This is a genomic window from Pedobacter africanus, assembly GCF_040548825.1.
Classification (GTDB): Bacteria; Bacteroidota; Bacteroidia; order Sphingobacteriales; family Sphingobacteriaceae; genus Pedobacter; species Pedobacter africanus_A.
The window spans coordinates 1,257,756-1,281,382 of record NZ_JBEPSL010000001.1; the positions used below are offsets into that span (position 1 = coordinate 1,257,756).

A 23,627-nucleotide genomic window follows, 5' to 3' on the forward strand; every position below is an offset into this window, starting at 1 on the left:
AACTACAAATGGAGAAGTTATGCCTTTCAGACCTTTAACTGTTCCCACTTACATTAGAAAACAACAGCAGGATGCTGACTGGTTTTTAAGTCAGGTGGAAGATCTTCGTGGCAACCTGAAGAAATTCAGACCTGAAAAACCAGATGTAAGTATAATTATACCAGCGTATAATGAAGAGAAGTCTATCCTGAGAACACTATCTTCACTAGCAGAAACCCTTACAGATCTGGATGTCGAAATATTGGTCGTGAACAACAATTCTAAAGATAACACCCAAAAATTAATTGAAATGACAGGTGTTAATCATTTAATAGAATACCAGCAGGGAGTGAAACATGCGAGAAATGCCGGGTTGGCAGCTGCGAGAGGGAAGATTATTATGAATGCCGATGCTGATTCTGTTTACAGCCCATATTGGGTAGAACTCCTTGCAAGGCCGCTGTTAGCGAATAAGGATGTTGCCTGTGCCTATGGAAGATTTGCTTTTTTACCAGAGACTTCAGGGTATAGAGTTCCTTATTTTCTGTATGAAACCCTGGGTGATATATTTAAAGGGCTGATTCAGAGGAATAAAGAAGAGGCAATGTATGCTTATGGCTGCAGTACTGCGTATAGAAGGGACCAGGGACTTGAGGTTGGGGGATATGAGCACCCTCCGGGCGCAAATGAAGATGGTTACCTGGCGTTGAAATTAAAAAACAAATTTGGCAGATTACAAAAGATAACTAACAACCGTTCGTTGGTGTGGACCTCAGACAGGCGACTAATGGAAGAAGGTGGTTTGGTGAAGGCCCTTACTGCAAGGCTGCAATCGTTCTCAAAATAACAATTCTTATGAAAGCAAAAATCTCGTTTATATTTGATATGCTCAGAAGCAAGTATATCTTGTCTCTGGCCAGCAATGGAATAAATGCGGTAATAGGCATGGTTACGCTTTCTTTGCTTTTCAGATCGCTGACGCAGGAGGATATGGGCAACTGGGGTTTCTTTCTGACTGTTTTATTGTTGGTAGATACATTTCGATCAGGGTTTTTATCTACAGCTTTTGTAAAATTTTACGCAGGATCAGACGAGCAAAGGAAAAGCGAGATTATAGGATCTACTTGGTTTATAGCTATTTTGATTACCGGAGTGTTCATGCTGATCAATATTCCGGCATATTTCATTTCTCTTCATATAAAGGACACCAGCATTACATTGTTTCTCCGTTTTTTTAGCATAAATTATCTCTTTTCACTTCCCTTTTTTGTTTCCAATTGTATTTTACAGGGAAAACAGCGATTCGACCGCTTGCTCATCCTCAATTTTTCCAATCAGGGCTGCTTTCTGGTTTTGTTACTCATCATGATCTTTATCAATAAGATGGACATTCATAAAGTGCTGTACTGCTATCTTGCTGCCAATCTGATATCAAGTTCAGTAGCCCTGATATGTGGCTGGACTGAAATCAGCAAACTAAAGTATAAAACGAAGGCAGGGGTAACAGAGATGTATAATTTTGGGAAATTTAGTGTAGGCACCAACCTGAGTGCTACTTTATTAAATTCTGCCGATTCTTTTATCATTAAACTTTTTATGGGACCGGCTTATCTGGCCATATATAACGCAGGAACCAAGCTGACGCAGGTAGTGGAAATTCCACTAAGGAGTTTTGTTTTTACTGCTATGCCTTCTTTGTCTGCCTATTTTAATTCCGGTCAGAAATCAGAGTTGCTGCAGGTGATGAAGAAAAATATTGGTTTGATTACCTTTCTTCTGATGCCATTGCTGATTGTTGGATTTGTTTTTGCCGACTATGCCATATTAATCCTGGGTGGAGAAAAGTACGTGGCTACAGAAGCTCCGAATATTTTAAGGATTTTTATGGTTATTTCCCTTCTTTATTCTGCTGAACGTTTTTTTGGTTTAACCCTGGATATTATCCATTTGCCTAAAATTAACTTTTTAAAAGTTATGTTAATGGTTGTTGTAACTGTAGTTACGGATATCGTAGCCATAAAATTAACCAACAGCATCTATGGTGTTGCGGGAGCATCTATTTTAAGTACCCTTACCGGGCTTACGATAGGATACTATGCGCTTAATAAATATTATCAGAAATTTTCATTCTTTACGATCTATCGTGACGGCTATTGGGAGTTTCTTTCATTGATAGAAAGAAACTACAAGAAATTTATGAAACGCAGCTGATCAATTTATCTTGACAAAAGTAGGGGTCTCTGTTACACTTACAACCAGAGAACCATTTACACTTACCTTTTTAGCCAGCATTTCGTCGGCACCAGGCTGTGGAGTGTAAAGGGTAACTTCTTTTACTTCATTGCCCAGGTTTAAAGTGTAGTTGGCCTTCCGGTTTTTCTGATCAGGTACGGTAAGTACATATATTTTTCCGGTTCCTGAAGTATAAAGGTCAACAAGAGGATCAGTCGAAGCTGTTGATTGATAAATGTAATCACCCATTAGCTTTTTTGCCTGATAAATGTAATCAGCAGATATTCTCCGTTTTCCGTTCTCTATCAATCCAGCCGAAGCGTACTGTGTGTCATCGTTAACATTAACATCGTTTAGCATAAAGAAAAAGGTGCGTTTTATTCCCTTTCTGGCATATAAAAGACTGGTTCTGAGAATCCAGTCGGCCTGTGTTTCGCGGGTAGATTTGTTTAAGATCGGTACGACGGCCTGCGAGCTCTTTGGGTTAACATCAAAACCACATTCTGTAACCCATACTTCAGTCTTATTTGCATGGGCATCACTTAGCCGGATAAAGTTGTCCGCTACTGTACCTACGTCTGACAGTTCAGGAGCCTTTCCTGTTTTCCAGTTTTCATTTGAATAGTGGTGGTAGTTAATGACATCAAAACAAAGGGTAAACTTACCGTCTTTAACCCTGTTCAACTTACACCAATCGATCATGCGCCTGATAAAATCCGGATTTGGATCGGCTATACCAGCCATTACTACTTTCATGTCAGGATCTGCTGTTTTGACACCTACATCTGCACCCAGTGTACCCATATGACCATCATAAAAGGCCGATAACTGTGCTGCGTACTGTTCTGGGGTCTGTTGAGCATTTGGTCCTCTCCAGGTCTTATCGGGTTCATTGCTACACTCTATATATCCTAATGTGCCCAGACCTATTTTTGGGGAAGCTGCTTCATAAGTACTTGTTTTAATCAGGCTTCTGTTTACCATTTTGTTTGCTCCGTACCTGGCTGCAATCTGAAAGCCAGCCTTTGCCATGGCAACATAAGATGCCGGAGAATTTTTATCGCGCCCGTAGGGAACAGGGGTATAGTCCCGTAAACTACCGAAAGGATCAGCGGCATTGTATTCAGGATATGTTTTTCTCATCCAGCCTGGCATGATCTGGAGGCAAATGAGGGATGTTATTCCCAGTTCGGCATTCTTTTGATAAATCTGATCGTAGTAGCCCATGTCAAATGCGCCTTCACGGGGCTCAATCCTTTCCCAATCGAGATACTGTCTGAAGCCAGTAAAAGCATTGATCAGATTTACTTTATTTTGATCTAGCTGGCTTGAATTGTCAACGGTATATTCCCAGTCAAATCCATTGACTCCCAATACATCTCTAAATTTGGTTCCGGTAACTGTGACAGGGATGTCTTCATTTTTTTTCGGTACATCCAGTACCGGTTCTGCAGGCAATATCTGCTTTTTTTTGCAGCAGCAGCAGGTTAATGAAAGACTGATGAAAAGCAGGGTCAAGAATTTTATACTCATGGCAATTGGGTTAAATTATTCAACGGCACCTATAGAAGGGGCAGACATAAGTCTCGAACTTCCGTAAAGATCATAAGTCACAGCTTGGTTCGTATAATTTTCAAGATCCCTCCCCGACAGTGCACTTCCGCTGTTTTTCAGACTGGAGGTCGTATTCAGTTTGAAAGAACTGTCGTCCTTTATGCCTGCCTCCTCATATGTTTTGAAATATTTATTGTTGAATCCGTTGCCTTTGGTATCACCCAGTTCATTCCAGATAAAATTGGTATTGTTCTGACCAACAATTGTAAATTTATATCCAATATTGTTAAAGATGTCACATTTTCCTCCAAGAAGGCTGTAAAGGTCAAGAATCTGGGCGGGAAAGGCTCCTTTAGGTAATAGATTGCCGCAGGTATTGTTAAAAACTTCAGCGTTGCTATAAGTTGTTCTACCGCCAATCATATTTCTGGTAAATGCCTGGAGCTCAAATGCACTGTATTGACGCGAGTTGATCACCACATTATTGAAAATCAAGGTTTTTTGCGGAGTGGTTCCAATACTATACACCCAGGCCCTTATTGAATTACCCTGATGGTCTCTTACTATGTTGTTATAAAATTTGCCATTTCCCTGTAGATAAAAAACCCCATTGTGGTTGCTGTTGTCCTGGTTTACATTTTGAACAAAGTTGTTATGGATATCGTATCCATCTACATTTTCCATCACGAAAGCGCTGCCTACACCAGGTGAATTTTTAAAAGTCACATAAGCAATTTCTACATTTCTAAGTAAGCCAGTGATTACGCCGTTTTCTACAGATCCTTTAAATCTGATCAGTGTTCCCGTATTATCGCAATCAATATTTAAAAATTTCAGGTTTTTTGAGCATGAAGCATCGCTTCCATCATAAACCTTTTTTGACTCGTACTGAATGACGTTATAGGTGGATATATTTTTAAAGCTGGCGTTTTTAAAAGTAAAATTATCGACGTTGTTTCTTAACTGAACGGATGCCATATCTGAGTTTTTATCTCGGAAAACAAATCCTTTGTCGATACCGGGAGTTCCGCTTCCTGAGAAAACCACATTTTTTACATTGGAAATACTTACCTGCCTATCGCCAACCAATTCCACAAGTCCATCATTTTCTATGCGAACAGTGCCATTTTCAATCTGAAAATTAGCCACCTGGATATCATTATAAGAGCCACCTTTTATTTTAATTACTGTGTTCGCAGAAATATTAAGAGACTTGCCATCAATCAAAAGGTTACCACTACCAGTACCAAGATTTAGTACAGTTGCATTTGGGGGAGTAGTTGTGGTATCTTTAGGTGGTGTTGTAGGAGGGGTTACAACGGGCACCTCTACCGGAGGAGTTGTTGGCTGTTCAATAGCTGGATTTTTTTTACAAGCCAGACATACTACGGCTAATACACTTAATGATAGGTGTAGCAATAATTTTTTATTCATACTTTTTATTTTATCCCAAAAGTGGCTGCAATTGTAATGAAATTTATACAGAATTTTGTATTTTTAATTTTAACACAAAAGTTTCATATAAGTTAATTTCCTTCAAAACAGTGCGAAAAACGATATGTGTGGAATGTTTTTCCCGCTTCATTAATTAAAGAACTTTTTGTTTATGACTTTTTTGTGACAAATTACTGTGCTTTCATCTAATTTTAGCCCTATGAGGCACTTTGTTTTTTTAGTTTGCGGGTTAGAGTTCGTGCTGAGTTTTTAGATATTGGGGAAATATTTGCACGTTATTGCTCTGGGTTGAATAATTACAAATTCTTATTATAATATTGCATTTATTAATATATTTATCTGATAGTATTTGGCCTATAATTTTGGGCTTGTAGTATTTTTTATATGAAAAGAATTTGCCTTTTATTTCAGTTAGCGGGTGTCATCGCTTTTTTTTATGGTTGTAAACCTGAGCCGGAAAGGACGGGAGTAGAACTGAAACCCTTGAGGGAAAAACAGGTTAAAATTAAGGATATGTTTGGAGTAAATGGTTTTGAGTGGGATTTCTATGACGACCATTATAACTTTGACACAGCTAAATATAATTTAATTAAGACCTTTAGTGGATTCCGGCACTTCCTGGACTGGGAAAGGATAGAACCTTCCAAAGGTGTTTTTCGGTTTAATCACAAACCTGAAGGTGGGTGGAGTTATGATGAGATCTATCAGAAATGTCATAAGGACAGCATAACTGTATTGATGGATTTGCAGATCACCCCTTCCTGGATCGTAAATACTTATCCTGAAGCAAAACGGCAGAGAGATTTAATGCCTATCGAATATAAGGCGGTTAGGGATGCGCCGGCTTCTTATAAGGAAATTGGCAGAGCAGGGTTCCAGATTGCCGCACGTTACGGACGTAACCGCAACATTGACAAAAAGCTGATTCTTGTGCCAAAAGAAACTGCCGATCCTGTAATAGGGCTTGGATATATTAAATACCTGGAAAGCAGCAACGAGCCGGATAAGTGGTGGAAAGGCAAAGACAGTGAGCAGTCACCGGAGGAGTATGCGGCCCAGCTATCTGCTTTCTATGATGGAGATAAGGGGCGGCTCGGTAAAGGAGTGGGGGTTAAAACTGCAGACCCTTCAATGGTGGTTGTTATGGGAGGAATTGCCAAGCCAAATGTAGAATATGTTAAACGAATGGTGGAGTGGTGTAAAAAACATCGTGGCTTAAAAAAAGACGGTAAAATTGATCTTTGTTTTGATGTGATCAATTATCATATGTACTCAAATGATTATACTGGTTGGTTTGCTTCTTTCAGGAGTAAGGGAAGAGGGGTTGCACCTGAAACGAATGACATGACTAAAATAGCAGGTACTTTTACCGATTACGTGAAAGAACTTGGGCAGGAAATTCCGATATGGTCGACCGAAACAGGGTATGATGTAAGTGAAAAAAGTATCCAGCGCGCTATTCCAATAGGTAGTAAATCAGCTGAAGTTACCCAGGCGGACTGGATCTTAAGGTTGGGATTATTATATGCACGCCTTGGTATTGATAAATTATTCTTTTATCAATTGTATGATAATAATGACCCTGGGACGGAAACAAGTAACCCATTTGGGTTTTCCGGATTGGTATCCAAGAATAAAAGAAGGCCAGCTGCTGATTACATTTATCAGGTTACCAGGCTTATGGGGAATTACAGCTATTACAATACCATAAGCAAAGATCCTGTTGTAGATATTTATAGTTACCAGAATAAAAAAATGTATGTTTTACTGGTGCCCGATGAAACAGACCGGAAAGAGAATTATCAGCTGGATTTGGGTGCTGGAATTAAAAAAGCAGTCATTTACAAACTTAATCCCGGAAGTTCCAGTATGAATGTTAAAGAGGTGGCCACTGAGGATGGATTCCTGAACCTGGAAGTAACTGAAACTCCAATGTTTGTTGAAGCTAAATAAATATCATAATCAGACCTGATTTATCGAATCAGGTCTGTTATCTATACTTGTCAGGACTTCTTTGTCATACGAGATATCAAATTTTCTGGCAAATAACATTTTGCTTGCTGTTATTTTTTCCAGATCTTCCATTCCTAATAATTTAGGGTTAGGATTTCCTTCCGACCAGTCTATATAACGAAGATTGTTGTTCACCGTTGAATCCCTGAATTTAGAATTCATGATAATAGTAGCGACAATAAACTCATCTGTCCCCCAGGAATATCTGATGAATTTTATCAGCTTTCTGTTATTAGACAATTGGTCTGATATTAACTTTGCACAATCGTAAGTGATGGTCCACCAGGTTGATTTGCTTCCTCCGTACAATTCTGCATAAATGGGGAATTTTCGTTTTGGCATCACTGTATTGACAACTTTTTGAAAGAAATACTTCGATTTTATATTGAGATCTGTAAAATGATACTTTTCGTACCTCGAAACAGCTGCCTTCCACCAATCCGTTTGTCTGGAAGCATCAAAAGAAATGAAGTTAGTGCCTTTGTTGGCTTCTAAATAAGTATAAATTGATTCTGCAGGATAAAGCGGATAGTCCTGAGCGCTCAAAAGATTGATGAAGTCGTATCGGACCTCAAAAGATAAAACTTCAGTTAATGCACTTACAATTCCCGTTAACAAACTGTTACCTCCCCAGTTACAGTTCACCCTGTTCTTGATGAACTTCAGATTTGGAAGGGTAAGGATGTGCTCAAATGCAAGGATGTCAACTTTTTTATCTACATGTATATAAAAGTCAAATTGAGCGTGGTCAAGTTTTTTTACCAGCCTTAACAATTGTTCAGGACTTTTATGTACCATAATTATATGTGCAACGCGCATATGGAGAATAAATAAAGTGGTTTTTTACAGCTTAAAAAAGAAAATATTCAATCGCTAAGGTAAAGCTAATTAAATTTAATCTCTTATTAGTGGTTAATATTAATTAAATATATACCTATATCTGCTGTTTTTTGTTTGCTAACAGGATTGCCTAACCTTGAAAATTCGCTAAGCAAATTCTCTGTAGGGGATTTTTCTGACTTGTAGTACCAGGCCGGTTCATCTATGTTATCTCCTATATCTGTCAGAAATTGCAGGTTAAAAATCAGCCATACCCTTTTGTGCTTTCCGAGTCTTTTTATTTCGGATTGAAGGTGCCTGTTGTAATCCTCTATATTTTTTGATTCCTTCCGATAGTCCTTACCTTCAACCGCGGTATATTTTAATTCGTGCATCTGGTGGTATAACCGATAGCCAGGTAGGTTGTTCCAATAAATATAGACAACATCGCCTTCCCGATATTCCTGGTTTACATACATTAAAGCTTCCCTTTGAAATGATTTTTTATGTACGTAGAATTTTTCTGGAGACCATACATAGTATGCCGACTGAACTACAGGGCCGCAGAGTAAAAGAACCGCTATCATTAAAAATGAAAATTTTGCGTTAAACCATGATGAAATTAAATCCAGCCCTTTTACAATAATTATTATAAATATTGGGGAAATGAATACCCAAAATCTTTCCGTAAGTGGGTAGAGTTCCATGCCAGAAGCCAATAAGGTTAGTAGAACAGGAAAGAAGAGACTAAAGCATAATATTTTATTTCCTTTTAGGAAACTATATGTGCCTGCAATGAATAATCCTATTGATAATATCGGCATTTTTAAAATAACAGCTATTGAATTTTTTGCAAAAGCAAAATTAAAGTTCCATAATAGCCCTAATGGATAGTCCATCAAACGGTAAAGATTTAAAGCAAACCATTTTAAATCAGTTATTGATTTAGGAGGGAAAGGCATAAAATTGCCATAAGCACGGAACCAGTAAACGATCCATTCTGATTCCGCATGCTTGTGTGTAAATAAGACATAATTCAGGGCAAAACTTCCCAGCCATATCGAATACGGTAGGATGCCGAGGAGTAGAAGCTTCCATTTTTTATTGATTATATAGATCAGGCTTCTGGCAATTCCGATTCCTGCAAGGATAAATACAGAGGAGTACGAAAACCACAAAATTAGCCCCCCGATCATACCCCATAAAAAGAGGGACCGTAAACCTGTTGCCCCATCAAACCGGATCAAAAAGTATAGGCATAAAAGTGTACTTAACAATTCAGTTGAATACTGTTTGATCTCAACGCTATGGTAAATTAAGGCCGGTGAAAAGGATAGAATTCCGATTGCAATTACTGAAGCCCTGAAACCTAAGAAATATTTTGAAACAGGAATGAAAACAAGCAGCGAAAAAAGTCCGGAAATAAGCGGCAGGCATCTTAAGGAAAATTCATTGCTCCCAAACAACCATACAAATATTTTAACGGTAAACAGAAACCCGATGGGAGCTTTTTGTTGATAAAGCAGTGGATCTTTTATCAAATCGATAAAGTTGAACTGAATTAAGCTTGCAGATAAATAAACTTCATCCATCCAAAGAGACCGGTTATAGAAGAAATGATACAACCTCAACACTGTACCCAAAAAAATAAAAAGGAAAAGCAGTGTTTTCCAGATATTTTTCTGTTCGGCACCCTTTCTATAGCTTAAAGTATTCATTTGTAAATAGGAAAAGTGTGCAATATCGATTTTTTTAATAATTTTACTCATAAATAAATTGAAAACGTGAATGATATAGCCTGGGATAAGTTAAAGCTTGTAATATTTGATGTCGACGGGACGCTATATGATCAAAAAAAACTAAGAAGAAAAGTGTTGGCAGGACTACTTGGATATTATTTATTAAGACCCTGGAAACTGAAAGATCTTTATATTCTCTACCATTTTAGAAAGGAAAGGGAAAATAAAGCGGGTTTTTGCTCCACTGATCTGGATAATGCACAATATAGCTGGTGTGCCGAAAAAACAAAAAGTCCGGTACATGAAGTGAAAAAAATAGTTCAGCAGTGGATATTTGATTATCCTGTTAAATTTCTTTCTGATTGCGTATACCCGGGCGTAGCCGAATTTCTTTATACGATAGAAGCGATGTCCATACATAAAACGGTTTATTCAGATTATCCCGCAAAAGAGAAGAATTTGGCGATGAATCTGAGTTTTGAACTTGAGGTGAGTTCAACAGATAACTATATTAATGCGATGAAGCCGTCAGTGAAAGGGCTGGAGTACATTATGGACGTGTTGAAAATTAAGGACAGGGCGTCCTGCCTTTTTATTGGAGACCGGTATGAGCTGGATGGAAAATGTGCAGCTGCGGCAAATGTGCCTTTTTTGCTGATAGACAGGAATGAGGCCCGTTCAGGTTTTTATTATAAGCTTGTGGAGCAGGTTACACATTCAAGAATTTAGTGGTTATTATGATCAGGAAAACAACTTTACAGGACGATGCTGTATATAAAAAAGAGGGTGGGATGCAACAGGCAGGTGCTAGAGATTATATTGCAATTGCCAGGCCAGATAATTGGGTCAAGAATTTATTTATGGTGCCGGGGATGTTATTTGCACTGTCAATTTTTCACACACCCTTCAATGCTGCGCTGCTGTTTAAGATTGCATTTGGTGTGGTAGGGATGTGTTTGATTGCTTCTGCAAACTATGTCATCAATGAATATCTCGACGCAGGTTTCGACAAGTACCACCCGTTAAAAAGAAAACGTTCGTCTGTGGTTTCGGTTGTAAATCCGGTAATTGTGTACTGTGAATATACTGTCCTGGCAATTATAGGACTCCTATTGGCATACGGTGTCTCATTAAAATTTCTTTCAATGGCAGTTTTTTTGCTATTTATGGGGATTATTTATAATGTTAAGCCTTTTAGGAGTAAAGACAGGGTATTTCTGGATGTGTTAACTGAATCGATTAACAATCCTATACGTTTTGCAGCAGGCTGGTTTATTTTTAGTCCTGCGCTGGGGGTACCTGATAGCAAATGGGATCTGGATTGGATCAATACGTTTCCACCTGTCAGTATCATCGTGGCTTACTGGATGGGGGGGGCATTTTTAATGGCTACAAAACGTTTCGCTGAATACCGGTTAATTGCAAATCCAGAGATTGCGGGACAATACCGCAGGTCATTTAAATACTATACAGAAAACAGCTTATTGGTTTCCATGTTTTTTTATGGAATTACCTGTGCCTTTTTTATGGGAATTTTTCTGATCAAGGATAGGATAGAACTGTTGGTCAGTTTTCCGTTTTTCGCTTTGCTTTTTTCCTGGTATTTAAGAATAGGCCTGCTTAATGATTCGCCGGTACAGGGCTCAGAAAAATTATACACCAGAAAATGGTTTATGCTTTATCTGGTATTGTTTACCATTTTGCTCTGCATTCTAATGTTTGTAGATATCCCCTGGTTACACTGGTTTTTACAGAATGCAAACAATTATGCCTACTGATCAGTTTGAACTTTCACCGCTAAAACAAATGTATAAATGAGGAATGAGGATTACGATCTGATCGTTGTTGGTACCAGTTTCGCATCAACGTTTTTTCTGAAGAAATACCTATCAAAAGCTGGTACCGGGAATAAAAAAGTACTTGTTCTTGAACGTGGACATTTTTATGCGCATGAAGAAAGGCTCAAAGTAAAAAGAGGTATTCATTCTGAATACGAAAAATATGAGGAACCCTGGCAAGAGGCCATAAATAACGTAAATCCTAAAAAACTATGGCCGTTTACCACTGGATATGGTGGCTGCTCAAACTGCTGGTGGGGTTGTACTCCGCGGTTTATGCCCTCAGATTTCAAAATGAAGAGCCTTTTTAGAATCGAACAGGACTGGCCCATAACCTATGAAGATCTTGACGCTTATTATTATGAAGCAGAAGAATTGATGTCTGTATCAGGACCGGAAAGTACGCCTTTTCCAAGGACGGGAAAGTATCCACTGCCCCCCCATACTTTTAGCCTGGTCGACAAAATATTACATAAAACCTATGGCAGCCAATACATCAGTCAGCCCACAGCAAGGGCAAGTCGCGCCACGAAAGGTAGAAATGGCTGCATGGCGTCCAGCACCTGCGATACTTGCCCGGTGAATGCAAAATTTACTATAGAGAATTCTGGGATTGATGTTTATAAAGACGAAAGGGTTACCCTTGTTTATGGAGCTCAGGTATTTAGCCTGGAACTGGTTAATAATGTTGCAAAAAGTGTTTATTATATTAAAGATGGAAAAACCTGCCGTACTTCTGCTGAAGTTATCGCGCTTGGTGCAAACCCGTTTTTTAATACAAATATTTTATTGAATGCTGGAGATACCAATCGATTAACAGGTAAGGGTTTTGGTGAACAGCTGGGCATGCAGGTACTGATTTATCTTGATAACATGAGCAATGCCGGAGGAAGCACCTGGGTGAATGCAAATGGGTACATGCTGTATGATGGGGCACACAGAAAAGATTTTGCGGCTTGTTTGATGGAAGTTAGTAATGCGCCTTACTACATCCGGCTTGAGCGTGGCAAATGGCTCAATATAGCCAGTATCCGCATGTTGTTTGAGGATTTGCCTCAAGACATCAATTACATCACCACAACGGCCAACAAACTGGTGCCGAAGGTGAATTTTCAGGAACGATCAGCATACACGCTAAAGGGAATAGAAAACATGAAAAAGAAATTGCCGGACATACTTTCCTGCCTTCCGGTCGAGAAATTAAAGTATCTGGAACCTTTTCCCAACGAAGGACACATTATAGGGGGGACCAGGATGAGCAAAGATGCGGGGACGGGTGTGGTAGACAGGCATCTGATACATCATCAGTATAGAAACCTTTTTGTACTGGGGGCAGGAGCTTTTACAACCTATAGTGCATCCAACCCGACGTTAACTTTGTCGGCACTTTCATTATTTGCAGCCGATAAATCATTCTAAATGAAGAGAAGAAAATTTTTGCTGTTGATGGGGATAGGAGCGGCCAGTCTGGCCATTCCTGCAGGTAGTTATTTTTTGCTGCCATCAATTAGGCAGCATTGTATATTGCTGATCAAACGCGAACTGGCATACCTTAAAATTGCTGAAGGTGTTGTTGAACAGTATGTGGATGATTATCTTAAGACTATGGACCGCAATTTAGTTACAAAATTGAAATGGAAGCTGATGTATTTTTTAAGGACTGGTCCGGAACAATCAACAGTGTTATTTGAATTGGTTAAGTATTTTTTGCTTTCCAGCGATTTTTTTATCCATAAGATGGATGAAAGCAAAACTGTAAATTATCTGGGACTGTATAATCCGTACAAAAGCCCGGTACCTAATCCTTTTTCGTTCGCATTGTATCCTCCTGATGAAATCCGGGATCCTGTCTAACCGAAAGCCCTATTTTTTTATCTTATTTTGCAGCCCCTTAATGAATACATTCGGAATGGCCTTTAACGTATAAGGGATGTTCATTGCAAAAGATTGTCCCAGTAAGTTAAGTGAAGTGAAAATCCTGAATTCACGAATAAGGTTGTGTTTAGACAGTTCAACCAGGCTTGCCATATAACGTTCCTGAAGTATCTTTAATTCCAATCTGGTAAGGAGATGTTTGAACCTGCTCATTTTCTTTTTTAAATCGGCAACGTATAAAAACTCCAGTATTTCGCTCCACTTTCTGCCATCATAAACGTTGTTGTTGTCAATCCGCTTATGCCACAGTTTATTCATGGTAAAAGCAACTTTACACTCCTTGGATAAGATCATTTCCAGATACAAACACCAGTCGTCCCCTATATTAATCTGTTCGTCCCATCCGGAAACAATGGAAGACTTTCTTAAAACAACGGAAGATGAGGGAGAGGGGCAGGCGTTCAGGTAAAGATCCCGGGTTTCTGTGTATTCAAGGTTGATCCAGCCATTTGCTTCTTTTTTGAAGTAAGGTTTTAAAAATGGGTCATTAAGCAGAAAATTCCAGGTATCACCTTGTTTTGCATCCTGGTCCCAATTTGCGAAAACAAAGTCCAGATTTTCAGACTGCAATTTTTCGACACAGCTGCTTAGAAAATCGGGATACCAGACATCATCGGAATCCAGGGAAGCGATGATCGTACCCTTTGAGTTTTTCAAGCCATAGTTCCTTGCCGATGCCTGTCCACCATTTTCCTTATAGTAGTATTCAATCTGTGGATATTGTTTTAACAATTCAGCAGTGTTGTCGGTAGAACCATCATCAATCACAATGATTTGCGTATGCGGGTAGCTTTGTTCAACAGCACTTTTCACAGCATCCAGAATTTTAGCAGCTCTATTATAGGTAGGAATGATGATGGTAACCAGTTCTTGAATGTCCATTAATATTTTTTTGGAAAGGCTCTTAATTACGCTAAGATATAAATATCAGATAGCTTAGACAACAAAAAATGTTGTAAAAGTATTAATTAGAGGTGATCAGCGACTTTAGATCTTTTAAAGAGGCAATGGTTTTAACCGGAAATAATAAAAAATGGATAATCAGTACAAAAAATGCGTAGGGCGTATTCCAGGCCACCAGAAATAACAGCGAAAGTGGAAAATATACCTGATAAAAATCAGCCATAAGTATATGATATGCCTGTCCTTCGGGGGCAATAATTATTACAGGCTTATATTTTAATTTGTAAGATCTGGTTAAGGCCACGATTATATACACCATGAGTAACATCATAGGAAGCAATTCATGGATACTAAACAACATTAAACTTATTGCCGCGAGTTCTACCCCAAAAATTATCAGTTCTGCAAGTCTGAAGTTATGTGGCGCTACCCCTACTGCAAATGTTTTTATTCCAGCTTCCAGATCATTGTTCCTGTCGTAAAATTGGTGCCATAGTATGCCTCGTAGTCCATAACAAAGTGCCCAAACACCAGTACTTCCAAACCACCACCAGTCTATGCCACTGTTTGTAGTATAACTTAAACTACTCACCATGAGCAGACTTGTGAAAATATGTGAGCCACTTGCGTCAGCCAAAACACCCCATATCCCCCTGTTTTTTAGCCTCACCGGCCTGAAAGAATATAAACTAAAACAAATCCAGGGCATGGTATACAAAAAAACGGACAGGCGGTCGGGATAAAGCAGGTAAACAAAAAATATACCTGCGAGCAAACATATAGCTGGTAAAATCCATCTCAGCGAAGGCTTAACTCCGGCAATTCTATTGTGTTTACCACTTGCCAGATCATCTTTGATATCAGTTATGTCGTTGATGATACTTACATAGGCAGCACCGATAATCAACGACAATAAGAGGAACAGGAGCTGGGGTATTGCCTCTATAAATGGGGTTTTAGATTTGATAATAGTTGCGTAGCCAATAGCCAAAAGCGGAGGAAGTTTATACTCCCACCATTCAATAGACCTTATAATTTTTAAAACCATAGCTGTAACAATCTATTTTATCGGATCCAGTAATTGATTGATGTGATTTGCAAACGCTGTCTCAGGAGATAAAGGTAAATGGTCTTTTATATATAAAGAAGCCTGTAACCCTATTTCAGGCCATTTATCCCTCATTTCCCAAGCCCTTTCCATTGCCTTTTCAAAATCTGTTTCTGTAGCATCAGCAATAAAACCGTTTATACCGTCGCTAATTATTGCTGTATTTCCACCAGCTTTGCTTACAATTACGGTTCTGCCCAGGGCCATTGCTTCTATCATAGACAGGGGTAACCCTTCACTTCTTGATGGCAATACCAGTGCGTGGTAATTTCCCCACAGGCCTTCGATGTCCTGATGAAAACCCGAAAATTCAACATTCGGCAAATCAAAAAGCGCGGCCATGTCCTTTATTCCTTCTTCATCCGTGCCAGTTCCAATGAGGGAAATTGAAACAGGCCGGTTTCTCCATTTTTCACTGTTCATTATCCGCAATAGAATATCCTGGCCCTTATCGATAACAAACAGACGTGCAACACAGGCAAGCTTGTAACCATTTTCTGTGGGGGGAAAGGGGAGTACATTACCCCTGGTTTTTACAGGATTGAATACGACTTCACTGTTGTTCAAACGCATGCCAAACTGTTCTTCCGTTAATTGTTTGTTGTGATGGGAAACAAAATAACACTTTCTTGCCTTTAGCAAGGTTTCCTTCATGTAAGTCCTGTCCGTTGGGTATGGCCAATAAAATTCAACAGCTTTTTGTGCTATAATGACATAGGGGATCTTGAGTAAAAGACATTGATAAGCATACAGCAAACCATCAAAGTTTATCCCCTGAGCAATAATAACGAGATCGGGATTAGATACTTTCATTTCCAGATGAAACTTATACAGACTGTAGTTATCCCTGCACTTTTTCAAATCTGCCTTTCGCATCAGGTATTTCACTTTGCGAATCAGCCGTTGTGTTGAAGACATTGGCGGATCCAGTTCAACCAGTTTTACGTCCTGATTGCTGAGTTTAACAAATTCTGGGTGTGAAAAATTAATCTTGTCTTTATAAACTGTCAGGCTTGTTCCGCTTTTTAACATAGGAATACACCTCGCCCACAGTTCCTCACTGCCGCCCCATTCGTCCATACAAAAGGTAATCAGCGCTATATTTTTGTTGTTTGTCTTTTTCAATTTAATGCTAATTTGAAGGATTATTTTTTTTTGCTATCTCCAGCAACCTGAAACGATAAAGGGCGAGGGCTTCCAGACAAAAGCCCGTAGTCATTTCTTCGGACCCATAGGTTTGAAGTTTTTTTGGCCCGCCATAATATACACCCCATCTTTGCCAAGCACCAGATCTGTTCTGATGAGCAACAAGATGAGCAACAGCCTTATCCAATGTAGTGGAATTATCTCCGCAATTGATCAGCGAAATAATGCCCAACGCCGTATCCAGTATGCTTTCTCCCAGTGAGTGATCCGCTTTTGCGGTAAGCAATATCCTTTCTTTTATCGTCTGTGCTGCGGGTTCCAGTTCAGCGCATCCGGCTTTATAATTTCTGGAAAAAAAATAGTAGATCGTAAACGGGTTGCGGTACCAAAGATCACAGTCGCTTTCTTTTCCCTTTTCAATTATATCCAGCATATATTTCAATACAGGTGCAGTGTTTTTATTCAAGCCCAAGTAAAACAATACGTTAGCGTTTACAACTGCATCTATATCATATCTTGTAGCTTCAGTTTTCCTCCAGAACATACAGGTATCAATTGGATGTTTAAGTGCTCTTAGACTAAGCAACCAGTAGGTTTTTATTGGATTATATCTTGTTCTCCAGGTAAACCACGTGTAAAACAAGCCTTCATCATTTCTATTGGCTAAAATGAGTGTTTTATTATCTTCGAAGTCTTTACCCAGTTTTTGAAGTACAATAGCGGCACAGGCTGTATTGTCTACATCAGGTGGACAAATAGGAAATAATGGGTTTAAAATGGTAAAATTATTCCATGTACCGCCTCGCATTGCCTGGTATTGGAGAAAAGCTGCGGCCTTATCCAGTATTTCATTTACTTCAGGAATATACCTTAAATCGAAAATTGAATTGGCTATTAATGATGTAGGAAAAACATTGCTGTGTGTTACGCACATTTTCATTTCATCGTCTGGACAGATATAACAGCAGAATTCTCCATTTGGATATTGATGGTCATAAAGAAACCATACCCCTTTACGAATGGCATTTTCTATGTTGTCATATTGTGTCATTCAGTTGATGTTTTTTCATTAAACAGATTTGCATAATCCCCTTCCATTTCAAGCAATTGTTTGTCTGTTCCTTCCTGAAGGATTTTTCCTCCCGAAATTACATAAATATAGTCGGCATGTTTAATGGCCGAGTGCCTATGGCTGACAATAATACCCGCCCGGTTTCCAATATGTTTTCTGAAAGAATCAAACAATTCCTTTTCTGCAATAGCATCCAGCGCACTGGTTGCTTCATCAAGAATAATAAACCTCGATTCGCTATACAATGCCCTGGCAATGGCCAGTTTCTGCCACTGCCCGATACTGACCTCATGACCATCCTCAAATAACCTTCCCATCATGGTATCATAACCCTTTGAAAATTTTGAGATGAAGGAATGTGAACCAGCATTTTTAGATGCTTCGACCATTTTTTCTTCATTGTATTCCCCGTCGATATTGCCAAAACGGATATTGTCGGCAGCCGAAACATTGTATTTCGAAAAGTCCTGAAAAACAGTGCTGATCTGTCGGCGGTAATCTGCCAGGTCAAACTCCCGGATATTGGTTTTTCCCAATGTCATTTCACCTTCATTGGGTTCGTATAACCTTGAAAGTAACTTGATAAGTGTAGACTTACCCGCGCCGTTTAATCCTACTATAGCGATAATTTTACCCGAAGGGATTTTTAAATTGATATTGCTGAGCGCAGGCTTTGAACTATGGGGGTAGGTGAAACTAACTTCTTTTAATTCAAGATCCAGATCCTGGTCTTCCGGAACGGGAACAGTATTTTTTTGCAGAACGGGCTGTGGGCGCAGGTCAAATAGCTCAAAAATACTATGGATAAAAATATTGTTCTGATAGAGTTGAGAAATGCCGGATGAGACATTCTGTATTAAAGTAAAGGACTGCGGAAAAATAATCAGGAACAGGGCGATGTCGCCCACACTGGTTGTGCCACGAACTGTACCGACGGCAATATAGCCTATACAGGTAAAAAAGCCCATAGTAGCAATTGATCCTGTAATGGTTTCATTTAGCGTCCTTTTGTAACTTAGGTTTAACTTTTGCTGTATCACTTCTATTCGTATAACCTGGTACAAATCTTTGAAATAGGTTCCCAGATTAAAGCTCCTGATCTCTTTGGCAGAGGTATCTGAGGTAATTAGATTACTTAAATAGGCCGATTTTCGTTCCAATGGTGTATGCTTAATACGCCATGTATTTTGTTTGTTTGAAAAATAGATGCGTACGAATAGCGTAGGCAATACAAAAGCAACCAGTAATGGCAGCAGGAACCAATTGATCGTAATGAACAACGACCCCACAGCAAAAAGGTTGAGCGTATTTTTTGCAATTTCCATAATGGTGGTAATCACAATATTAGGACGCTCCGATCCCGCATCCTTTGCTCTTTTCAGGATGTCATAATAATCCGGACTTTCGTAATGGTACAGGTCCATTTGTATTGCCGTATGGTGGATTTTCTCATCTATATAATTCGATACCTTTGTTGCCTGTACCTCTGTAACATAGGCAGAAACTGCTCTGGCAATAGCATATAATACCGACAATACACCTGCAATAAGTACATGCTTAATTATAAGCTCTTCAGAATTTGGCAGGGTATTGATCCGGGCAACTTTGTCGATGAGTACTTTAAGCGCATAAATTGACCCTAAAAACAAAAGAGTTTCGGCAAGGATCATAATTATAGAAAGGATCATCCATCCTTTCGCAGCGAGCCACACTAAACCCAGTGTACGTTTGATGTTGAGGTTCGTTTTTAGCTTTTTTATTTTTCGGATTATTGAATCAACCATGGAAAGAGGACTTAAAACCGTACTAAGATATCAAATTGATAGCACCAGTTATGCAAGGGATATTCTGTCTTCCGTATGTTCGCTTTTAGCTTATCGCCTTGTGAATCGCGAAGGTTTCCTCTTGGACCACTAACGTGCCCGGATTTTTTCTGTATCCCGTTAACTGCATACCTTGCCTTACACCCAACAGGACTTTCGTTACAGATCAGCTTAACCGATTGCCCCGTTAAGATCACCTTTTGTAAAATATCCCTATTTGATGGATTGATTACACTAAAACCATAATTAGCGGCTTTGGAAACCGCAGTTGTATCCAGAACTAAAGGAGGACTAGGAATGTTAAAATTAAGAATAATCGTATCTCTGGACACACGCAGCCCTTCAGGTATTAAACCTTTACTGGGTTTGGATTCCAATAACCGTACTGCAGACAAGCCAGCTAAGTATCCAATTCGTTTCTGGGAAAGACCATCAATATGTACGCGCTCATCTACAAAAGAATAAGGATAAGTTGGCCCCATTGCCATAAATAATGAATCATCACGTATCAATTCCAATTGCGCCTGTGGCACAGATGTTTCATATCCATTAAAATTGGTCGCTTTAAATTCCTTGGATAGTGTTAAGCAATTGGTTTGATATACAATACACTTTACATCTTGTTTCTGTTTAGTAATTGCCTTTATATCGTGATTTAGATCTGTCTGAAATTGTTTGAGGTCTCTTTTATAATCGGGAGATTTTTTCCAGACAATGTCATCTTCTCCCTGCATCCAGCAATAAGCCGGTACAATAAAGTCCCAATCCTTACTTTTTGCCTCCTGGTAGGCATCTTTAATTTCACCTAAAAATTTAAGATACGCCTTGCTTCCTTTGCTCATATCAACAATGCTGGTGGCCCCTTGTCCGCCAGGAAAAGTGCAGATCAACAAACTATCGCCATGTCCTTTATCTACAATATACCTGGCAAGTATTTCCGACATTCCATATATCGAAAGCTCAAACGCCCTGCGTCTGTCGTTAAGTACTTTTTTCGCCCACTGTTTGAAGCGGCTGTCCGAAAAGTACCCAAAATCTTCGTCAAGATTTTCTGTTCGCACCAGATGGTGTGTTTGTTTGCTTAAACTATCGAAGTCCGTTATTCTGATGGCTTCCTCTCCAAGCGCTAAACTTTGCCCATAAACAGGAATGGCTAGCACGGTTTTCTTGTTAAGTGTTTTTTGCCTGCAGCTTTGGAGACTAATACAAGCCAATAACAAAATAAAGCAGAGCGTTTTTAGAAGTATTTTCATTAACTGTTTTTTAATTTCCAGAATGAGCCCTCATAACGGAAGGGCTTGAATTCAATGTAAGTTTCCCTTCCAGCCGTATTTGAAACTATACCACCTAAGCGCATTAAAAACCGGGGGTACGAGCTCTTTTATCAGATAGTGCATGTACCAAATTTATTTAAATTTATTCAAAATCTCTACAACACGGTATATATCTGCTTCACTATGTGCAAAGGAGCAGGGCAAACTTAAAGTTGTATTATGGATTTCTTCAGATACAGGGAAGCTCATGTGGTTCATAGACTGCATGGCTTTTTGTTTGTGCGGGGCAACCGGATAATGTATCTCTGTTCCTATATGATGTTCAAGCAGGTAGGCTTTCAGCCTGTCTCTTTCAGGATGCCTTATGTTATATATATGGTAAACATGATCAAAATCTGAATGCACTACTGGTTTAATAAAACCATCGTTTAATGAACTTTGATAAATGGCCGCAAGTTTCTTCTTATGTGTATTGATTTTATCCAGGTAAGGGAGTTTTATTCTTAAAAATGCAGCCTGGAGTTCATCCAATCTCGAATTGTAACCCACAATGCCATTCAGGTATTTTTTTTCCGAACCGTAGTTCCGCAATTGTTTCAGTTGCTTAAAATGCCGTTCGGACTTGCAAATCACTGCTCCGGCATCGCCAAGGGCTCCCAGGTTTTTGGTCGGGTAAAAACTAAATGCCGCAAAATCTCCAAATGTTCCGGCAAGTTTTCCTTTGTAAGTTGCCCCGTGTGCCTGCGCACAGTCTTCTATAAGTTTCAGTCCTCTTTTTTCAACTACCGACAGGATCGGATCCATATCACAGCATAGCCCATACAGGTGGACGACCATAACGGCCACCGTTTTATCTGTTATAGCTTCTGCTATACGTGTAGGGTCAATGTTATAGGTTTTTATATCCGGTTCTACGAAGACGGGTACCAGATTACAATGCAGAATGGCCAGGATAGTTGCAATATAGGTATTGGATGGAACCAGTACTTCAGCACCAGCGTCGAAATTACAACATTTCAAGGCCAGTATAAGTGCATCCAAACCATTGGCCACACCCACAACATGAGGTTCCTGATTAAAAGCTCCGTATTCTTTTTCAAACGCGACTACTTCTTCTCCTAAAACGTACCATCCTTTATCAAGAAAATCTGAAAATTTTTGTTTCAATAAGCTTTCAAATGATTTGTTTAACTTATTTAAGTTCTCATACGGGATCGCTGTATGGCTCATATATGTAATCTTTAGGGTCGAAAGGTGTAGATGCCAATACCAGCAGGATGGCATCTTTTGAAAAGTTGTGCATCACATGCCAGTCTTCGGGTTCCAGGAAAAGGCATTTTTCCGGCGAGTCAAGGTCAAATACCTCTGATTTTTTACCATCGTTGTTGGTAATCTGACAGGAACCCTGTATACAGATTGCCGCCTGCCGCGTATTGTGGTGCCGGTGTCCGCCGCGGTCAGAATCATCTACAGCATAAATATAAAAAAGGCGTTTGATTTCGAAGTCGACCACCTGGTCAAGAACAGTAAGTATACCCCTGGTATCCTTAAAAGTAGTTAGGTTAATTATATGGGCCATGTCATTATACCGCACAGGGTTAAAAGGTTTACATCAATCAAATCCATCAATTTCGAACTTTTAACAGGATCCATCTTTCGGGCAAAAAGCATGTTCGACTGCTTAATGTCGTCAAAATTATCTTCATCCAGTAATTTAGGGTTTGCCCCGCCCTGCGACCAGTCAATATACCTGTAATTTTCGTTTATCACCTTATCCTTATAAGGTGAGTTCATCAGGATCGTCTGGAAAACAAATTCGTCGGTACCCCAGGATAAAGAAAAGAACCGGCTTAATTTTTTGTCATTTTCAACCTTGTCAACCACATACATCGCAGCCTGCAGACTTAGCATCCAAAACATGGATTCCCCGTAGGGATGCAGGTTGTAAGGTATTTTTCTACGCGGCAGCAGGAAATTTAACAGCCGTTCTATTTTATACTTACCTTTTAGCTTATGATTGATCAGAAAGTACTTCTGCATCCTTAATTGCCCTTCGGTCCAGTCGTTTTTAATGTCTTTATATTTGAGAAACTCATAACCCTTATGCTGACGAAAAAAATCTGCCATCACATCGGCCGACCGGAGCGGATAGTCCTGTCCGCTCAATAAATTGATAAAATCGTATTCAATACCGGTTGCAACAATCTCTTTAATACATTCGAAGGTGGCTTTTACAGTATTATAGCCAGCCCACCGCACATCTACCCGATTTTGGATAAAGTAAACATTTGGAAGCTGTCCCAGAATAAGGTGGGGGGCAATCTCGAACTTTTGGTCAACATGAATATAAAAGTCGAAATCATCATGCATCATCCTCCTGATCATTCTTTCGGTTTGCTTAGGATTGGTATAGGTCAGTACAAGATGAGCGATGCGCATGTTTCCGGGTTTAATAACAAACAAAATAATACTAATCTGCATCAGATGATACACATGTTTAGTGAAATTAAGCTTGTAGATGTTTTTAAATAGGTTATCCTTATGTCCAAAAATATGAAATGTATTCCAATAAATCAGAATAATGGTTTATTATTTGAAATTGTTACATGCTGTTACATATGCTCTTTTGCTTATTCTGTATTTAGAAGTGGTAAGCACAATTTATTTAGACAGTTATTGGTTAAAAAAATCATGATGGTTTCTTCTTGTTTTAATATAGGAAAGAACTATTTTTACT

At 39.2% G+C, this 23,627-nt stretch carries 20 protein-coding genes; 7 read left to right on the forward strand and 13 right to left on the reverse strand.

The window, feature by feature from the left end:
- Window positions 1–19 precede the first annotated feature (19 nt).
- Together ABIE26_RS05100 and ABIE26_RS05105 are read left to right on the forward strand one after the other, a co-directional pair.
- On the forward strand, window positions 20–826 hold the full coding sequence (locus tag ABIE26_RS05100; protein ID WP_310139321.1) for a glycosyltransferase family 2 protein: 807 nt from the start codon (window positions 20–22) through the stop codon (window positions 824–826).
- Between the two features lie 8 nt (window positions 827–834).
- Complete coding sequence (locus ABIE26_RS05105) at window positions 835–2,190, forward strand: lipopolysaccharide biosynthesis protein (protein ID WP_310139318.1); 1,356 nt, start codon at window positions 835–837, stop codon at window positions 2,188–2,190.
- Here the strand turns inward: ABIE26_RS05105 and ABIE26_RS05110 are convergent, their stop codons facing one another.
- Window positions 2,191–3,744 carry a beta-galactosidase gene (locus ABIE26_RS05110; protein ID WP_310139315.1) on the reverse strand — a complete coding sequence of 518 codons (1,554 nt, stop codon included), beginning with the start codon at window positions 3,742–3,744 and terminating at the stop codon, window positions 2,191–2,193.
- Between the two features lie 15 nt (window positions 3,745–3,759).
- The gene (locus tag ABIE26_RS05115; RefSeq protein ID WP_310139311.1) at window positions 3,760–5,199 is read right to left on the reverse strand and encodes a hypothetical protein; all 1,440 of its coding nucleotides are present in this window, start codon (window positions 5,197–5,199) and stop codon (window positions 3,760–3,762) included.
- Window positions 5,200–5,604: 405 nt separating this feature from the next.
- Between ABIE26_RS05115 and ABIE26_RS05120 the strand changes: the two genes are divergently transcribed.
- Entirely contained in the window at window positions 5,605–7,173 is a 1,569-nt protein-coding gene (locus ABIE26_RS05120) for a hypothetical protein (RefSeq protein WP_310139309.1), read from the forward strand.
- 9 nt (window positions 7,174–7,182) lie between these two features.
- Here ABIE26_RS05120 and ABIE26_RS05125 read toward each other — a convergent pair whose 3' ends face one another.
- Window positions 7,183–8,052 (reverse strand): beta-1,6-N-acetylglucosaminyltransferase, encoded by an 870-nt coding sequence (locus tag ABIE26_RS05125; protein ID WP_310139307.1) that lies wholly within the window; start codon window positions 8,050–8,052, stop codon window positions 7,183–7,185.
- 86 nt (window positions 8,053–8,138) lie between these two features.
- Window positions 8,139–9,821 carry a glycosyltransferase family 39 protein gene (locus ABIE26_RS05130; protein ID WP_310139304.1) on the reverse strand — a complete coding sequence of 561 codons (1,683 nt, stop codon included), beginning with the start codon at window positions 9,819–9,821 and terminating at the stop codon, window positions 8,139–8,141.
- 15 nt (window positions 9,822–9,836) lie between these two features.
- Between ABIE26_RS05130 and ABIE26_RS05135 the strand changes: the two genes are divergently transcribed.
- The 4 genes from ABIE26_RS05135 to ABIE26_RS05150 are packed head-to-tail and all read left to right on the forward strand — an operon-like array spanning window position 9,837 to window position 13,483.
- Window positions 9,837–10,520 carry an HAD family hydrolase gene (locus ABIE26_RS05135; RefSeq protein WP_310139303.1) on the forward strand — a complete coding sequence of 228 codons (684 nt, stop codon included), beginning with the start codon at window positions 9,837–9,839 and terminating at the stop codon, window positions 10,518–10,520.
- Window positions 10,521–10,528: 8 nt separating this feature from the next.
- Window positions 10,529–11,569, forward strand: a complete 1,041-nt coding sequence (locus ABIE26_RS05140; RefSeq protein WP_310139302.1) for a UbiA prenyltransferase family protein — start codon at window positions 10,529–10,531, stop codon at window positions 11,567–11,569.
- 36 nt (window positions 11,570–11,605) lie between these two features.
- Window positions 11,606–13,048: a GMC oxidoreductase gene (locus ABIE26_RS05145; protein ID WP_310139299.1), complete on the forward strand. Its 1,443-nt coding sequence runs from the start codon at window positions 11,606–11,608 to the stop codon at window positions 13,046–13,048.
- On the forward strand, window positions 13,049–13,483 hold the full coding sequence (locus ABIE26_RS05150; RefSeq protein WP_310139298.1) for a hypothetical protein: 435 nt from the start codon (window positions 13,049–13,051) through the stop codon (window positions 13,481–13,483).
- A gap of 9 nt (window positions 13,484–13,492) precedes the next feature.
- On the opposite strand, the gene ABIE26_RS05155 is transcribed toward ABIE26_RS05150, so the two are convergent.
- From ABIE26_RS05155 to ABIE26_RS05195, 9 genes are all read right to left on the reverse strand, one after another.
- Complete coding sequence (locus ABIE26_RS05155) at window positions 13,493–14,446, reverse strand: glycosyltransferase family 2 protein (protein WP_310139296.1); 954 nt, start codon at window positions 14,444–14,446, stop codon at window positions 13,493–13,495.
- A gap of 82 nt (window positions 14,447–14,528) precedes the next feature.
- Window positions 14,529–15,515 (reverse strand): UbiA family prenyltransferase, encoded by a 987-nt coding sequence (locus ABIE26_RS05160; protein ID WP_310139294.1) that lies wholly within the window; start codon window positions 15,513–15,515, stop codon window positions 14,529–14,531.
- A gap of 12 nt (window positions 15,516–15,527) precedes the next feature.
- Window positions 15,528–16,700: a glycosyltransferase family 4 protein gene (locus ABIE26_RS05165; RefSeq protein WP_310139290.1), complete on the reverse strand. Its 1,173-nt coding sequence runs from the start codon at window positions 16,698–16,700 to the stop codon at window positions 15,528–15,530.
- Window positions 16,701–16,707: 7 nt separating this feature from the next.
- Complete coding sequence (locus ABIE26_RS05170) at window positions 16,708–17,772, reverse strand: prenyltransferase/squalene oxidase repeat-containing protein (RefSeq protein WP_310139287.1); 1,065 nt, start codon at window positions 17,770–17,772, stop codon at window positions 16,708–16,710.
- A complete protein-coding gene (locus ABIE26_RS05175; protein WP_310139285.1) occupies window positions 17,769–19,577 on the reverse strand; it encodes an ABC transporter ATP-binding protein in 1,809 nt (602 codons plus the stop codon). The genes ABIE26_RS05170 and ABIE26_RS05175 overlap by 4 nt, the downstream gene beginning before the upstream one ends.
- Before the next feature lie 11 nt (window positions 19,578–19,588).
- Window positions 19,589–20,869 carry a sialate O-acetylesterase gene (locus ABIE26_RS05180; protein ID WP_310139284.1) on the reverse strand — a complete coding sequence of 427 codons (1,281 nt, stop codon included), beginning with the start codon at window positions 20,867–20,869 and terminating at the stop codon, window positions 19,589–19,591.
- 153 nt (window positions 20,870–21,022) lie between these two features.
- Window positions 21,023–22,120, reverse strand: coding sequence for a DegT/DnrJ/EryC1/StrS family aminotransferase (locus ABIE26_RS05185; RefSeq protein ID WP_310139283.1), 1,098 nt, complete (start codon window positions 22,118–22,120; stop codon window positions 21,023–21,025).
- A complete protein-coding gene (locus ABIE26_RS05190; RefSeq protein ID WP_310139281.1) occupies window positions 22,095–22,469 on the reverse strand; it encodes a sugar 3,4-ketoisomerase in 375 nt (124 codons plus the stop codon). The genes ABIE26_RS05185 and ABIE26_RS05190 overlap by 26 nt, the downstream gene beginning before the upstream one ends.
- The gene (locus ABIE26_RS05195) at window positions 22,457–23,329 is read right to left on the reverse strand and encodes a beta-1,6-N-acetylglucosaminyltransferase (protein ID WP_310139279.1); all 873 of its coding nucleotides are present in this window, start codon (window positions 23,327–23,329) and stop codon (window positions 22,457–22,459) included. The genes ABIE26_RS05190 and ABIE26_RS05195 overlap by 13 nt, the downstream gene beginning before the upstream one ends.
- Window positions 23,330–23,627: the final 298 nt, after the last annotated feature.